Annotated in this window: 10 protein-coding genes; 5 read left to right on the forward strand and 5 right to left on the reverse strand. The window is 71.0% G+C overall.

Annotated features, from left to right (window positions below; genetic code table 11):
- Nucleotides 1-94 precede the first annotated feature (94 nt).
- The 5 genes from GSY65_RS28755 (at nt 95) to GSY65_RS28775 (ending at nt 7,456) form a co-directional block, all read left to right on the forward strand.
- A complete protein-coding gene (locus tag GSY65_RS28755) occupies nt 95-1,192 on the forward strand; it encodes a sugar ABC transporter substrate-binding protein (RefSeq protein WP_443043259.1) in 1,098 nt (365 codons plus the stop codon).
- 270 nt (nt 1,193-1,462) lie between these two features.
- On the forward strand, nt 1,463-2,254 hold the full coding sequence (locus tag GSY65_RS28760; RefSeq protein ID WP_159774093.1) for an ATP-binding cassette domain-containing protein: 792 nt from the start codon (nt 1,463-1,465) through the stop codon (nt 2,252-2,254).
- The gene (locus GSY65_RS28765) at nt 2,251-3,606 is read left to right on the forward strand and encodes a sugar ABC transporter permease (RefSeq protein WP_443043260.1); all 1,356 of its coding nucleotides are present in this window, start codon (nt 2,251-2,253) and stop codon (nt 3,604-3,606) included. The genes GSY65_RS28760 and GSY65_RS28765 overlap by 4 nt, the downstream gene beginning before the upstream one ends.
- 223 nt (nt 3,607-3,829) lie before the next feature.
- Nucleotides 3,830-5,749, forward strand: a complete 1,920-nt coding sequence (gene dxs, locus GSY65_RS28770; protein ID WP_159774095.1) for a 1-deoxy-D-xylulose-5-phosphate synthase — start codon at nt 3,830-3,832, stop codon at nt 5,747-5,749.
- A 183-nt stretch (nt 5,750-5,932) separates the two neighbouring features.
- Entirely contained in the window at nt 5,933-7,456 is a 1,524-nt protein-coding gene (locus GSY65_RS28775) for an amino acid permease (protein WP_159774097.1), read from the forward strand.
- 164 nt (nt 7,457-7,620) lie between these two features.
- On the opposite strand, the gene GSY65_RS28780 is transcribed toward GSY65_RS28775, so the two are convergent.
- From GSY65_RS28780 to GSY65_RS28800, 5 genes are all read right to left on the reverse strand, one after another.
- Nucleotides 7,621-7,986, reverse strand: coding sequence for an NTP pyrophosphohydrolase (locus tag GSY65_RS28780; RefSeq protein WP_159774099.1), 366 nt, complete (start codon nt 7,984-7,986; stop codon nt 7,621-7,623).
- 106 nt (nt 7,987-8,092) lie between these two features.
- On the reverse strand, nt 8,093-10,222 hold the full coding sequence (locus GSY65_RS28785; protein WP_159774101.1) for a 3-hydroxyacyl-CoA dehydrogenase NAD-binding domain-containing protein: 2,130 nt from the start codon (nt 10,220-10,222) through the stop codon (nt 8,093-8,095).
- The gene (locus GSY65_RS28790; protein ID WP_159774103.1) at nt 10,219-11,439 is read right to left on the reverse strand and encodes a thiolase family protein; all 1,221 of its coding nucleotides are present in this window, start codon (nt 11,437-11,439) and stop codon (nt 10,219-10,221) included. The genes GSY65_RS28785 and GSY65_RS28790 overlap by 4 nt, the downstream gene beginning before the upstream one ends.
- A gap of 219 nt (nt 11,440-11,658) precedes the next feature.
- Nucleotides 11,659-12,684, reverse strand: coding sequence for a LacI family DNA-binding transcriptional regulator (locus tag GSY65_RS28795; protein WP_159774105.1), 1,026 nt, complete (start codon nt 12,682-12,684; stop codon nt 11,659-11,661).
- A complete protein-coding gene (locus tag GSY65_RS28800; protein WP_159774107.1) occupies nt 12,681-15,077 on the reverse strand; it encodes a glycoside hydrolase family 2 protein in 2,397 nt (798 codons plus the stop codon). The genes GSY65_RS28795 and GSY65_RS28800 overlap by 4 nt, the downstream gene beginning before the upstream one ends.
- Between the last annotated feature and the right edge of the window lie 56 nt (nt 15,078-15,133).

Genomic DNA, 15,133 nt, shown 5'->3' on the forward strand with positions numbered 1-15,133 from the left:
AGGATTTACTTCTTGACGTCGCACGTGTGGCCGAGTTGACTTCCAGCCACCTCGGCCGCAGTGCTGCGGCCCGTGTCAGGGAGGCACAACCCAAATGAACGCAACGATGCGTAGAGTCGTGATCGGCGCCACCGCGGTTTCGCTGGCGCTCTCCGTGGCCGCCTGCGGCAAGGCCGGCGACGACAACGACTCGGACAGCGGCAGTGGCTCGGACAGCAAGTCCATCGGTCTGCTCCTGCCGGACAACGTCACCGCGCGCTACGAGAAGTTCGACAAGCCGTACTTCGAGGCGAAGGTCAAGGAGCTCTGCTCCGACTGTGACGTCCAGTACGCGAACGCCGCTGCCGACCCGAACAAGCAGGCTCAGCAGATGAGCACCATGGTGACCAAGGGCGTCAAGGTCATCGTCGTCTCCGCCCAGGACTCCGCCGCCATCAAGTCCTCCATCCAGTCCGCGGTGGACAAGGGTGTCAAGGTCGTCGCCTACGACCGTCTCGCCCAGGGTCCGGTCTCGGCCTACGTCTCCTTCGACAACGTCAAGGTCGGCGAGCTCCAGGGCCAGGCCCTGCTCGAGGCGCTCGGTGACAAGGCGACCAAGAAGTCCAAGGTCGTCATGATCAACGGTGACGACGCCGACCCGAACGCGGGCCAGTTCAAGGAAGGCGCCCACAAGGCGCTCGACGGCAAGGTCGACATCGCCTACGAGCAGTCCGGCCTCTGGAAGGACACCGTCGCCGCCGAGAAGATGTCCGCCGCGATCACCCAGCTGGGCGCCAAGAACATCGCCGGCGTCTACGCCGCCAACGACGGCATGGCCGGTGGTATCGCCAACACCCTCAAGGGCGCCAAGATCGGCGACATCCCGCTGACGGGCCAGGACGCCGAGCTCGCCGCCATCCAGCGGATCGTCGCCGGCACCCAGTCCTCCACGGTCTACAAGGCCTACAAGCCGGAGGCCGACACCGCCGCCGAGCTCGCGGTCGCCCTGCTCGAGGGCAAGGACGTCAAGAGCCTCGCCGACACCGAGGTGACGAGCGGCTCCGGCGACAAGGTGCCCGCCAAGCTCCTGACCCCTGTCTCGGTCACCAAGGACAACATCAAGGACACGGTCGTCAAGGACAAGCTGTACACGGTCGCGGACATCTGCACCGCCGAGTACGCCAAGGCCTGCAAGTCCGCCGGCCTGGAGTAGTCACGCCACCGCGCGTCATCCGGTCCGGGTCCCGCTGAGGGCCCGGGCCCGGACGGCCGAACGGCCCCGTGAAGCCCCGCCGGCGCCCGCCCCGCCAACAGACCCCGCTGCGGGGCGGGCGCCGGACGGAACCCGCCTTCGAGCGCGGCGGATCCAGGCATGTTCATTCTGTAAACCACCGTGCGAGGCGGGGCCCTCCCGCCGCGATCCGCACGTCACTCCGCGCACACCCCCAAGCGCGGCATCCCCGCCGGTCAGGCGGCGAAGGAGATGGTTCACGTGTCCGCTACGCCCGTGCTGGCGTTGCGCGGAGTCTCCAAGCGATTCGGTGCGGTCCAGGCACTCACCGACGTCGATCTGGAGGTCCACGCCGGAGAAGTGGTCGCCCTGGTGGGCGACAACGGCGCAGGTAAGTCGACCCTGGTCAAGACGATCGCGGGTGTCCACCCCATCGACGACGGCGTCATCGAGTGGCAGGGCAACCCGGTCAAGATCAACAAGCCGCACGACGCCCAGGGACTCGGCGTCGCGACGGTCTACCAGGACCTCGCGCTCTGCGACAACCTCGATGTCGTCGGCAACCTCTACCTCGGTCGCGAACTGCTGCACCGGGGCGTCATCGACGAGGTGACGATGGAGAAGAACTCCCGCGAGCTGCTGTCGACGCTCTCCATCCGCATCCCGAGCGTGCGGATCCCGATCGCGAGCCTCTCGGGTGGGCAGCGCCAGGTCGTGGCCATCGCCCGCGCCCTGATCGGCGACCCCAAGCTCGTCATCCTCGACGAGCCCACCGCGGCCCTCGGCGTCGAGCAGACCGCGCAGGTCCTCGACCTGGTCGAGCGGCTGCGGGAACGCGACCTCGCCGTCATCCTCATCAGCCACAACATGGCCGACGTCAAGGCGGTCGCCGACACCGTCGCCGTGCTGCGGCTGGGCAAGAACAACGGCTCCTTCCCCGTGAAGGACACCAGCCACGAAGAGATCATCGCCGCGATCACGGGTGCCACGGACAACGCCGTGACCCGTCGCGCGGAGCGGCGCACCACGGAGGCGGCAAAGTGAGTGACACGTCCAAGACCGTGAAGAGCGACCCCGCGACGACCGGCAAGGTCACCGACGGCGAGGGCGTGGTGGAGGAGCAGGACACCGTCGCTCCCGCCGACGACCCCACGGCCGCCCCGGTCACCGTCGTCGACCCGCGACTGCTGGTCCGCGAGGAGGGCCTCAAGGGCTACGTCACCGAGTTCAAGCGCAAGGTGAAGGGCGGCGAGCTGGGCTCGCTGCCGGTGGTCATCGGCCTCATCGTCATCTGGACCATCTTCCAGTTCCAGAACGATCGTTTCCTCAGCGCCGACAACCTGTCGCAGATCAGCTACTTCCTCTCGGCCACCGGCATGCTCGCCATCGGCCTGGTGTTCGTCCTGCTGCTCGGCGAGATCGATCTGTCCGTGGGCTCGGTCAGCGGTCTGGCCTCCACCCTGTTCGCCGTGCTCGCGGTGAACCAGGGCGTGAGCGCCTGGTTGGCGCTGGCTCTCGCGGTCCTCACCGGTATCGCCATCGGCGCGCTGCACGGCTGGTTCTTCGCCAAGGTCGGCGTACCGGCGTTCGTCGTCACCCTGGCGGGCTTCCTCGGCTGGAACGGCGTGATGCTGTGGCTGCTGGGTGACAGCGGCACCATCAACATCCCCTCCGACGAGGGCCCGGTCCGGCTGCTCGGCCAGAGCTCCTTCTTCATGGACCAGGCCATCATCGGCGCCTACATCCTGGCCGGTCTCGCCGTGACGCTCTCCCTCGTCGGCAACTTCGGCGAGCAGCGCCGACGCCGGGCCGCGGGTGTGCCGTTCCGGCCGACCAGCGAGATCCTGCTGCGCGTCGGCGCGCTCGCCCTCGCGTCCTTCGCCGCCGCCGCCGTGCTCAACAACGCCTCCGGTGTCTCCAACGCCCTGGTGATCTTCCTCGCCGCCCTGGTGATCGTGGACTTCGTGCTGCGGCGCACCACGTACGGCCGCCAGGTGTTCGCCGTCGGCGGCGGCATCGAGGCGGCCCGCCGGGCCGGCATCAACGTGCCGATGGTCCGGATCACCGTGTTCGCGATCTCCGGTGGGTTCGCGGCCGTCGGCGGCATGTTCTTCGCCGGTCAGACCGCGAGCGCGACGCTCTCCGCCGGTGGCGGCAACACGCTGATGCTCGCGATCGCCGCCGCCGTCATCGGTGGCACCAGCCTCTTCGGCGGACGCGGTTCGGTGTGGTCCGCGCTGCTGGGCATGCTCGTCATCCAGTCGATCCAGACGGGCCTCAACCTGCTGAACATGAACACGTCGATCCAGTACATGATCACCGGTGCGGTGCTCCTGGGCGCCGTGGTCATCGACTCCGTCTCCCGCAAGAGCCAGAAGGCGGCGGGTCGCGCGTAGGCGGTCGCCCGCGCCCGCGACGGCGCGGAGGGTGCCCGGTGCCGCAAGGTGCCGGGCACTTCTCCTTTGTGTCGGACGTTTCGTACGCGGGTACCGGTGCAGGATGGTCCACGGCCGTTGGCGTGACGCGGGTTCCCCCGCCCGGCGGTCGGCGGTGCACGCGGAAGATTAGACTTCGACGAGCCCGGTAACGCTCGAACAGCACTATTGCAAGGAGGCACGGGTGCCGCTGCTGACCCGCATCAGGGGACCGCGCGATCTGGACCGGCTCAGCCTGGAGGAGTTGGACCAGCTGGCGGAGGAGATCCGGACCTTCCTCGTGGAGGCGGTGTCGAAGACCGGCGGTCACCTCGGCCCGAACCTCGGCGTGGTCGAGCTCACCATCGCGCTGCACCGGGTCTTCGACTCGCCGAAGGACAAGGTGCTGTGGGACACGGGCCACCAGTCCTACGTCCACAAGCTCCTCACCGGCCGACAGGACTTCTCCCGGCTGAAGATGAAGGGCGGCCTGTCCGGCTACCCCTCGCAGGCCGAGTCCGAGCACGACGTCATCGAGAACAGCCACGCCTCGACGGTCCTCGGCTGGGCCGACGGCCTCGCCAAGGCCAACCAGGTGCGCAAACGCGACGACCACGTGGTCGCCGTGATCGGTGACGGCGCCCTCACCGGCGGCATGGCCTGGGAGGCGCTCAACAACATCGCCGACGCCAAGGACCGGCCCCTGGTCATCGTCGTCAACGACAACGAGCGCTCGTACGCGCCCACCATCGGCGGCCTCGCCAACCACCTCGCCACCCTGCGCACCACCGACGGGTACGAGCGGTTCCTGGCCCGCGGCAAGGACCTGCTGGAGCGCACGCCCGTCGTCGGCCGGCCGCTCTACGAGACGCTGCACGGCGCCAAGAAGGGCCTGAAGGACTTCATCGCCCCCCAGGGCATGTTCGAGGACCTCGGCCTGAAGTACGTCGGCCCGATCGACGGACACGACATCGAGGCCCTGGAGTCCGCGCTGTCGCGCGCCAAGCGCTTCGGCGGCCCGGTCATCGTGCACTGCCTCACCGAGAAGGGCCGCGGCTACCAGCCCGCCCTCCAGGACGAGGCGGACCGCTTCCACGCCGTCGGCAAGATCCACCCGGACACCGGTCTGCCGATCGCCTCCTCCGGCGCCGACTGGACCTCCGTGTTCGGCGAGGAGATGGTGAAGCTCGGCAAGGAGCGCGAGGACATCGTCGCCATCACGGCGGCCATGCTCCAGCCGGTCGGCCTCGACAAGTTCGCCAAGGCCTTCCCCGAGCGCGTCTACGACGTCGGCATCGCCGAGCAGCACGGCGCGGTCTCCGCGGCCGGTCTCGCCACCGGCGGGCTGCACCCGGTCTTCGCGGTGTACGCGACGTTCCTCAACCGCGCCTTCGACCAGGTCCTCATGGACGTCGCCCTCCACAAGTGCGGTGTGACGTTCGTCCTGGACCGGGCCGGCGTCACCGGCACCGACGGCGCCTCCCACAACGGCATGTGGGACATGTCGATCCTGCAGGTCGTCCCCGGACTGCGGCTCGCCGCGCCGCGCGACGCCGACCAGGTGCGGGCGCAGCTGCGCGAGGCCGTCGAGGTCACGGACGCGCCGACCGTGGTGCGCTTCTCCAAGGGCGCCGTCGGTCCCGCCGTGCCCGCCGTGGGCCGGGTGGGCGGCATGGACGTGCTGCGGGAGCCGGGCACCGACACGCCGGACGTGCTGCTCGTCTCCGTCGGCGCCCTCGCGCCGATGTGCCTGGAGATCGCCGCCCTCCTCGACAAGCAGGGCATCACCACCACCGTCGTCGACCCGCGCTGGGTGAAGCCGGTCGACGAGCACATGGCGCCGCTCGCCGACAAGCACCGCGTGGTCGTCACCGTGGAGGACAACTCCCGGGTCGGCGGCGTCGGCTCGGCGATCGCGCAGGCCCTGCGTGACGCGGGCGTCGACATCCCGCTGCGGGACTTCGGCATCCCGCCGCGCTTCCTCGACCACGCCTCCCGCGCCGAGGTGATGGCCGAGATCGGGCTCACCGCGCCCGACATCGCCCGCCAGGTCACCGGCCTCGTCTCCAAGCTCGACGGCCGGCTGGACGGCACGCCCTCCGAGGTCGAGCCCGCGCGCGACTGACCGCCCGACCGGGCCGTCCGGGCCGGTCCCGCCCCCCTTTACGGTGGTGGGACCGGCCCATTCGCGTGAAACCGCCCGCGTCGGGGCATACGCTCCCCCAGCTCTCGGCTTCGCTCGACCCAGGGGGACCCCCATCGCCCCCTCTCGATCACGTCGAGGACGACAAGCGTGGGAGGTACCCCTGTGAGCAGCACTCTCTTTCGGACGAAGAAGGTTGAGCAGTCCATCCTCGATACCGAGGAGCCCGAGCACGCGCTCAGGAAATCCCTGTCCGCGCTGGACCTGACGGTCTTCGGCGTCGGCGTCATCATCGGCACCGGCATCTTCGTCCTGACCGGGACGGTCGCGAAGAACAACGCCGGGCCCGCGGTGGCGCTGGCGTTCGTCGCGGCCGGTGTCGCCTGCGCGCTGGCCGCGCTCTGCTACGCCGAGTTCGCCTCCACGGTCCCCGTCGCCGGCTCCGCGTACACGTTCGCGTACGCCTCCCTCGGTGAACTGCCCGCCTGGATCATCGGCTGGGACCTGGTCCTGGAGTTCGCGCTCGGGACGGCGGTGGTGGCGGTCGGCTGGTCCGGCTACATCCAGTCGCTCATGGACAACGCGGGCTGGGAGCTGCCGGCGGCCCTGGGCAGCAGGGAGGGGGCCGACGGGTTCGGCTTCGACATCCTCGCCGCCGCGCTCGTCCTCGTCCTCACCGCCATCCTCGTGATCGGCATGAAGCTGTCCGCGCGGATCACCTCCGTCGTCGTCGCCATCAAGGTCGCCGTCGTCCTGACCGTGATCATCGCGGGCGCTTTCTTCATCGAGGGCAAGAACTACGACCCGTTCATCCCGAAGGCGCAGGCCGTCGAGGCCGGCGACAGTCTCCAGGCGCCGCTGATCCAGCTGATGTTCGGCTGGGCGCCCTCCAACTTCGGTGTGATGGGCATCTTCACCGCCGCCTCGGTGGTGTTCTTCGCGTTCATCGGCTTCGACGTCGTCGCCACCGCCGCCGAGGAGACCAGGAACCCGCAGCGCGACATGCCGCGCGGCATCCTCGGCTCTCTCATCATCTGCACCACGCTGTACGTTCTCGTGTCGATCGTCGTCACCGGCATGCAGAACTACAGCCGGCTGTCCGTCGACGCCCCGCTCGCCGACGCCTTCAAGGAGACCGGCCACCCCTGGTTCGCGGGCTTCATCAGCTTCGGCGCCGCCGTCGGCCTGACCACGGTCTGCATGATCCTGCTCCTCGGCCAGACCCGCGTGTTCTTCGCGATGAGCCGCGACGGACTGCTGCCGCGCTTCTTCTCCCACGTCCACCCGCGGTTCAAGACCCCGCACCGGCCGACGATCCTGCTGGGCGTGATCATCGCGATCGTGGCCGGCTTCACCCCGCTGACCGAACTCGCCGCCCTGGTGAACATCGGCACCCTGTTCGCCTTCGTGGTGGTCGCGATCGGTGTGATCATCCTGCGCCGGACCCGCCCCGACCTGCACCGGTCGTTCCGCACCCCGTGGGTGCCGGTCATCCCGATCCTGTCGGTGTGCGCCTCCCTCTGGCTGATGATCAACCTGCCCGCCGAGACCTGGCTGCGGTTCGCGGTGTGGATGGCCGCCGGGTTCGTCGTGTACTTCCTGTACGGCCGTTCGCACAGCCGTCTCGCCCGTCGGCGGGGGGAGACCGCGCCGGGCGACGCCGCCCCGCCGCAGGGACGCGACGCGTAGGAGCCGCCGGCCCTTCCTCCCCGCCCGACCCCGCCCGACCCCGACCCGGCGTCACCGACGGCACTCAGGGCCCCTCTCCGGTCCCGTACGGCCCCCTCCGGGCTGTGCGGGGCCGGAGCGCGTGGGCCGGCCGGCCGGGCGCGCGGGCGCCGCCCTGTCCCGTGTCAGGCGCCGCGGACCGCGCGCGGGCCCGTCACCTCGGCGCCCAGTTCCCCCACCCGGCGGCGCAGTTCGCGGTCGGCGGTGACGACGAGCGTCGCGCGGCCCCGGCCCTCCTCGGCGACCAGCTCGACGATGCGGTCGTCGCCGCTGCCGGGGGCCGAGTCGACCCGTACGCCGGGGACGGACTCCACACCGCGGGCCGCGCCCTCCACGACCATGACGAGTTCCACCGGCTCGTCCCGGCCCGGGACCCCGTCCCGGGCGAGCCGGTCCCGCAGACGCTCCGCCGCGCCCCGCCGGTCGCGCCACCAGCCGTCGGGGACGGAACCGATGACGTTCGCGGCGTCGATGATCACGAGGGTCGTCATGCTTCCCCATTGTGGCCCCGGGTGCCGACCCACGGGCCGGCGCCCGGGGCCGGACAGGGGAAGAGGGCCTCCGTCCCGGACGGAGGCCCTCTTCACGCGGCTGCGGTCAGGCGGGGACCGACGCCACGCCCGGCTCCAGGAACTTCTTGCCGTTGACCCGCTCGCTGACGCCCTCGCGGTCCAGGTACGGCGTGATGCCGCCCAGGTGGAAGGGCCAGCCGGCGCCGGTGATCAGGCAGAGGTCGATGTCCTGCGCCTCGGCGACGACACCCTCGTCGAGCATCAGGCCGATCTCCTGCGCGACGGCGTCCAGGACACGGGCGCGCACCTGCTCCTCGGTCAGGACGACGTCGCCCTGCTTCAGGAGGGCCGCGACCTCGGGGTCCAGCTCCGGCTTGCCGGAGTCGTAGACGTAGAAGCCGCGCTTGCCCGCCTTGACGACGGCCGCGAGGTTCGGGGAGACCGTGAAGCGGTCCGGGAAGGCCCGGTTGAGGGTCTCCGAGACGTGCAGACCGATCGCGGGACCGACCAGCTCCAGGAGGACCAGGGGAGACATCGGCAGGCCCAGGGGCTCCACCGCCTTCTCCGCGACGTCGACCGGGGTGCCCTCGTCGATGACGTTCTGGATCTCGCCCATGAAGCGGGTGAGGATGCGGTTCACGACGAACGCCGGGGCGTCCTTCACCAGCACCGCGGTCTTCTTCAGCTTCTTGGCGACGGCGAAGGCCGTGGCCAGCGAGGCGTCGTCGGTCTGCTCGCCGCGGACGATCTCCAGCAGCGGCAGGACCGCGACCGGGTTGAAGAAGTGGAAGCCGACGACCCGCTCGGGGTTCTTCAGCTTCGACGCCATCTCGGTGACCGACAGCGAGGAGGTGTTGGTGGCGAGGACGGCGTGCGCCGGGGCGACCGCCTCGACCTCCGCGAACACCTTCTGCTTGACCCCGATCTCCTCGAACACGGCCTCGATGACGAAGTCCGCGTCCGCGAAGCCCTCGGCCTTGTCCAGGACACCGGTGACCAGCGCCTTGAGGCGGTTGGCCCTGTCCTGGTTGATCCGGCCCTTGAGCAGCAGCTTGTCGATCTCGGCGTGGACGTAGCCCACACCCTTGTCGACGCGCTCCTGGTCGATGTCGGTCAGCACGACCGGCACCTCCAGGCGGCGCACGAACAGCAGCGCGAGCTGCGAGGCCATCAGACCGGCGCCGACGACACCGACCTTGGTGACCGGGCGGGCGAGCGACTTGTCCGGGGCGCCGGCCGGGCGCTTGCCGCGCTTCTGCACCAGGTTGAAGGCGTAGATGCCGGCGCGCAGTTCACCGCCCATGATCAGGTCGGCGAGGGCCGTGTCCTCCGCGTCGAAGCCCTGCTGGAGGTCGCCGTTCTTGGCGGCGGCGATGATGTCCAGCGCGCGGTAGGCGGCCGGGGCCGCGCCGTGCACCTTGGAGTCCGCGATGAAGCGGCCCTTGGCGACGGCCTGGTCCCAGGCTTCCCCGCGGTCGATGGCCGGGCGGTCGATGACGATCTCGCCCTTGAGGACGGACGCCGTCCACACCAGCGACTGCTCCAGGAAGTCCGCGCCCTCGAACAGCGCGTCGGCGATGCCCAGTTCGTAGACCTGGGCGCCCTTGAGCTGCTTGTTCTGGTTGAGGGAGTTCTCGATGACCACCGAGACGGCCTTGTCGGCGCCGATCAGGTTCGGCAGCAGCGTGCAGCCGCCCCAACCGGGGACCAGACCGAGGAAGACCTCGGGGAGCGAGAACGCGGGCAGGGCCGCGGAGACGGTCCGGTAGGTGCAGTGCAGACCGACCTCGACACCGCCGCCCATCGCGGCACCGTTGTAGTACGCGAAGGTCGGGACGGCGAGGGCGGACAGCCGCTTGAAGACCTCGTGGCCGCCCTTGCCGATGGCGAGCGCGTGCTCGTGCTCCTTGAGGAGCTCGACGCCCTTGAGGTCGGCGCCGACCGCGAAGATGAACGGCTTGCCGGTGATGCCGACACCGACGATCTCGCCGGCGGCGGCCTCCTGCTCGACCTGGTCGATGGCGGTGTTCAGGTTCGCCAGCGACGCCGGGCCGAAGGTGGTCGGCTTGGTGTGGTCGAAGCCGTTGTCCAGCGTGATCAGGGCGAAGCGCCCCGCGCCGAACGGCAGGTCGAGGTGGCGTACGTGCGCGCTCGTCACGACCTCGTCCGGGAACAGCTCCGAGGCCTGCTGGAGAAGCTCGGCGGTGGTGGTCACTTGTCCCCCTCGAAGTGCGGGTTCTCCCAGATGACGGTGGCGCCCATGCCGAAGCCGACGCACATGGTCGTCAGGCCGTAGCGGACGTGCGGCTGCTCCTCGAACTGGCGGGCCAGCTGCGTCATCAGACGGACGCCGGAGGAGGCCAGCGGGTGACCGAAGGCGATGGCGCCGCCGTACTGGTTCACGCGCGCGTCGTCGTCGGCGATGCCGTAGTGCTCCAGGAAGGCCAGGACCTGGACGGCGAAGGCCTCGTTGATCTCGAACAGGCCGATGTCGTCGATGGTGAGGCCCGCCTGGGCGAGGGCCTTCTCCGTCGCCGGGATCGGGCCGTAGCCCATGACCTCCGGCTCGACACCCGCGAAGGAGTACGCCACCAGGCGCATCTTCACCGGGAGACCGTGCTCGCGGGCGAAGTCCTCGCTGGCGATGATCGAGGCGGTGGCGCCGTCGTTCAGACCGGCCGCGTTGCCGGCGGTGACCCGGCCGTGCACGCGGAACGGCGTCTTCAGGCCCGCGAGGTTCTCGAGGGTCGTGCCCGGCCGCATCGGCTCGTCGGCGGTGACCAGGCCCCAGCCGGTCTCGCCGCCCTCGCCCGCGGCGGTGCGGCGCACCGAGATCGGCACCAGGTCCTGCTGGATCTTGCCGTTGGCGTACGCCTTGGCGGCCTTCTCCTGCGAGCGCACGGCGTACTCGTCGGCGCGCTGCTTGGTGATGGTCGGGTAGCGGTCGTGCAGGTTCTCGGCGGTCATGCCCATGAACAGGGCGGACTCGTCGACCAGCTTCTCGCTCACGAACCGCGGGTTCGGGTCGACGCCCTCGCCCATGGGGTGGCGGCCCATGTGCTCGACACCGCCGGCGATGGCGACGTCGTAGGCGCCGAAGGCGACGGAACCGGCGACCGTGGTGACGGCGGTCAGGGCGCCGGCGCACATGCGGTCGATGGAGTAGCCGGGCACCGACTGCGGCAGACCGGCGAGGATGCCCGCCGTGCGGCCGATGGTCAGGCCCTGGTCACCGATCTGCGTGGTCGCGGCGATGGCGACCTCGTCGATCTTCGCCGGCTCCAGACCGGGGTTGCGGCGCAGCAGCTCCCGGATCGCCTTCACGACGAGGTCGTCGGCGCGGGTCTCGTGGTAGATGCCCTTCGGGCCCGCCTTGCCGAACGGGGTGCGGACGCCGTCGACGAAGACGACGTCCCTGACGGTACGAGGCACGATGGCTCTCCTCCAGGGTGCGGGATGGCACTACTGCTGCGCGACACGCTGAGCGCGCGCTCAGGCCCATGCTACTTACGAGTAACCGGACTGCCCACCCCTGAGGGCGGGAGCGGTGAACGTCACACGCCTTCGGCGTGTTACCGCCGGTTACATGCACCCAGCTTAGGGGTGCGGGGAACCGCGCGACCAGCCCGAAACACCCTCACCGTCCCGCGATCAGGTCGCGGGGGCGGTGGATCCCCTGGGCACCAGGACGGGGGTGGCCACCGGATGGGACACGGCCTCCCCGGCGATCACCCCGAACAGCGTGCGCGCGACCTCCGCGCCGAACCCGTGCACGTCATGGCTCATCGCCGACAGGGTCGGCCGGGTGAGCCGGCACAGCTGCGAGTCGTCCCAGGCCAGCAGCGAGACGTCCGCCGGCACCCGCACCCCCATCTCCGCGGCCACCGACAGGCCCGCCACCGCCATGATGTCGTTGTCGTAGAGGATCGCCGTCGGCCGGTCCCCGTCGGGCGCGCTGAGCAGCGACCGCGTCGCCCGTGCCCCGTCCTCCCCGGAGAAGTCCGTCGTCACCTGCCGCACCCCGGCCAGCCCCAGCCGCCGCGCCGCCTCGTCGACCGCGGCCGTCCGGATGGCCGTGTGCCCCAGCAGCGCCGCACCCCCGACCCGCGCGATCCGCCGGTGTCCGAGCGCCGCGAGATAGCGCACCGCCTCCGTCACGGCGGTCGCGTCGTCCGTCCACACGGAGGTGAGCCCCCCGGTCAGGGACGGGTGCCCGACCGCGACGACGGGCATGCCGAGCCGCCGGGCCGCCGCCGCTCGCGGATCGTCCGCGCGGAAGTCCACCAGGATCGACCCGCTGACCTGCCGTCCCCGCCACCACGCGTCCTGCACCGCCGTCTCCTCGTCCACGTTCCGCACCAGACGCAGCAGCAGCGAGCAGGACCGCTCGGTCAGCACGCTCTCCACCCCGGAGACGAACTCCATGTAGAACGGCTCCAGCCCCAGCAGCCGCGCCGGCCGGCAGATCGCGAGCCCCACGACGTCCACCCGCTGGCTCGACAGCGACCGCGCCGTCAGGTTCGGTGCCCAGCCGAGCTCCCGCGCCGCCGCGAAGATCCGGTCGCGCGTGGCGTCGGACAGCCCCGGCTTGCGGTTGAACGCGAGTGAGACCGCCCCCTTGGACACTCCGGCACGCGCGGCGACGTCCTTGATCGTCACCCGGGGGGGTGTGCTCATCGGGCGGGCTCCACACAGAACAGTGCCCGTCGGACGGCCGCCTCGTCGGGCACGGCCGTCCAGCCCGTCACCCCGATCGTGACCCGCTCCCCGGGCAGCAGCGTGACCCGCCCGGTGTCGGCCCGTGCCCCCGCGTCCAGCCGGTCGGCCTGGAGCAGCAGGTCCCGCAGCAGCGTCCGCGCGGTCACGGTCACCGCCCCCGGCGTGACCTCGACGTCGAACTCCGGCCGGGGATAGGGCACGTCGAGGTCGCGTGCCGCGAAGTGCACCGCCCGCAGCCCGTCCACGTCCGCCACCAGGAACTCCTTCGGGCCCACCGGCTCCAGCCCACCGGGCACGGGCACCTCGACGACCGCGCGCGGCCCGACGGCCTGGCCGGGGACCGGGAACTCGGCGATCACCTCGCCGCCCACCGACATCCGCCGCAACCGCGGCGCGGCGGGCTCCCACACCTCGCCCGCCTGGTTCACGACGGCCAGCACCAGCGCTCCGCCCCGCTCCTGAAGCGTCACCAGCCGGTCCGCGTACAGCCGCCGCAGCTCGTGGTAGAGCGGCTTCTCCCGGCCGTCACCGTCGATCGCCGCCCAGGACGTCACCGGCCAGCAGTCGTTGAGCTGCCACACGACCGTGCCCGCGCACACCGGCCAGTGCGACCGCCAGTGCTCGACACCGGCGGCGACGGCCCGCGCCTGGTTCAGCTGCGTCAGATAGTGCCACCGGTCGAAGTCCCCCTCGGGCAGCGCGAAATGGCGGGCGAGCCCCCGCTCCAGCTTGCCGTTGCCGTCCTCCGCCTTCTGGTGGTGCAGCATCCCCGGCGAGTCGGCGGCCAGTTCCTCCCCGGCCTCGGCCAGCGCCCGCCGCAGCGTCGCGTGCGCGGGCGGCGCCTGCCAGCCGAACTCCGCCACGAACCGGGGCACGTTCGCCCGGTACTCCGCGTAGTCCTCCCGGTTCCACACCTCCCAGGAGTGGTGCGTGCCGTGCGCCGGGTCGTTCGGATGGCGGTCCCAGGACCCCGACCAGGGGCTGCCCGCCGTGTACGGCCGCGTCGGGTCCAGCTCCGCGACGATCCGCGGCAGGACGCCCAGGTAGTACCCCTCGCCCCAGGACTCCCCGGCGAGCCGCTCCTCCCAGCCCCAGTCCCGGAAGCCCCACAGGTTCTCGTTGTTGCCGTTCCACAGCACCAGCGAGGGGTGCGGCATCAGCCGGACGACGTTCTCCCGGGCCTCGGCCTCCACCTCGCCCCGCAGCGGCTGCTCCTCCGGGTACGCCGCGCACGCGAAGGGGAAGTCCTGCCAGACCAGCAGGCCCAGCTCGTCGCAGACGTCGTAGAAGTCATGGCTCTCGTAGATCCCGCCGCCCCAGATCCGTACGAGGTCGACACCCGCGCCGGCCGCCTGGGTGAGCCGTGCGCGGTAGCGGTCGCGGGTGACACGGGAGGGGAAGACGTCGTCCGGGATCCAGTTCACACCGCGCGCGAACAGCCGCTCGCCGTTGACGACGAAGGTGAACCCGGTGCCGTGCTCATCGGCCGCCCGGTCGACCTCCACGGTCCGGAACCCGATCCGGCGCCGCCACGCGTCGAGGCCCCGGCCGCCCTCCTCGTGCAAGGTCAACTCGATTTCGTACAGCGACTGTTCGCCGTACCCGCGGGGCCACCACCGCTCGACCCCGGGCACCTCCAGCCGTACGACGCCGCTCGTGCCCTCGACCTCCGCGACGGCGCTGACGCCCCCCACGCTCGCCCGGAGCCGCAGCCCCGCCTTCCCGGCCGTCCGCTCCACGTCGACGTGCAGTGCCACCCGCCCGGTCGTGCCCTCGACCGTCACCAGCGGCCGGACGCGGGCGATCCGGGCGGTCGACCAGCGCTCCAGCCGCACCGGCCGCCAGATCCCCGCCGTCACCAGGGTCGGCCCCCAGTCCCAGCCGAACGAGCAGGCCATCTTGCGGATGAACGGGAAGGGCTCGGGATACGCGTTCGGCCGGTCGCCGAGTCGCTCGCGCACCGCCTCCGCCTCGGCGTACGCGGAGGCGAACCGCACCGAGAGCCGTCCGCCCAGCCCGGTGACGTCGAAACGGTACGACCGGTGCATGTTCCGCACCGACCCCAGCAGCCGCCCGTCGAGCCGGATCTCGGCCGCGGTGTCGAGCCCGTCGAAGACCAGGTCCGTCCGGTCCCGCCCGCCCGCCGCTCCCGGCCCCGGCAGATCCACCTCGTACGTCCACTCCCGGCGTCCCACCCACGCGACCTCGGTCTCGTTGCGCCCGAGGAAGGGGTCCGGGATCAGCCCCGCCGCCAGCAGATCGGTGTGCACGCACCCGGGCACGGCGGCGGGCAGCTCCCGCCCCTCGTACCGCAGGATCCAACCCTCGGTGAGCGGGGTGGCGTCGAGCATGCGCCCTCCTAAACCGGTCCAGTCAATGACGCGGCAGCGTCGCGAAAGATTTGGGC

Origin of the sequence: Streptomyces sp. HM190 (assembly GCF_009857135.1) — a bacterium.
In the GTDB taxonomy this organism is placed as follows: domain Bacteria; phylum Actinomycetota; class Actinomycetes; order Streptomycetales; family Streptomycetaceae; genus Streptomyces; species Streptomyces heilongjiangensis.

Excerpts from the sequence above, each read along its gene's own strand:
- GSY65_RS28800 (WP_159774107.1), bottom strand. The coding sequence starts at position 15,077 with ATGCTCGACGCCACCCCGCTCACCGAGGGTTGGATCCTGCGGTACGAG.
- GSY65_RS28780 (WP_159774099.1), bottom strand. The coding sequence starts at position 7,986 with ATGACGACCCTCGTGATCATCGACGCCGCGAACGTCATCGGTTCCGTC.
- GSY65_RS28755 (WP_443043259.1), top strand. The coding sequence starts at position 95 with ATGAACGCAACGATGCGTAGAGTCGTGATCGGCGCCACCGCGGTTTCG.
- GSY65_RS28760 (WP_159774093.1), top strand. The coding sequence starts at position 1,463 with ATGGTTCACGTGTCCGCTACGCCCGTGCTGGCGTTGCGCGGAGTCTCC.
- GSY65_RS28795 (WP_159774105.1), bottom strand. The coding sequence starts at position 12,684 with ATGAGCACACCCCCCCGGGTGACGATCAAGGACGTCGCCGCGCGTGCC.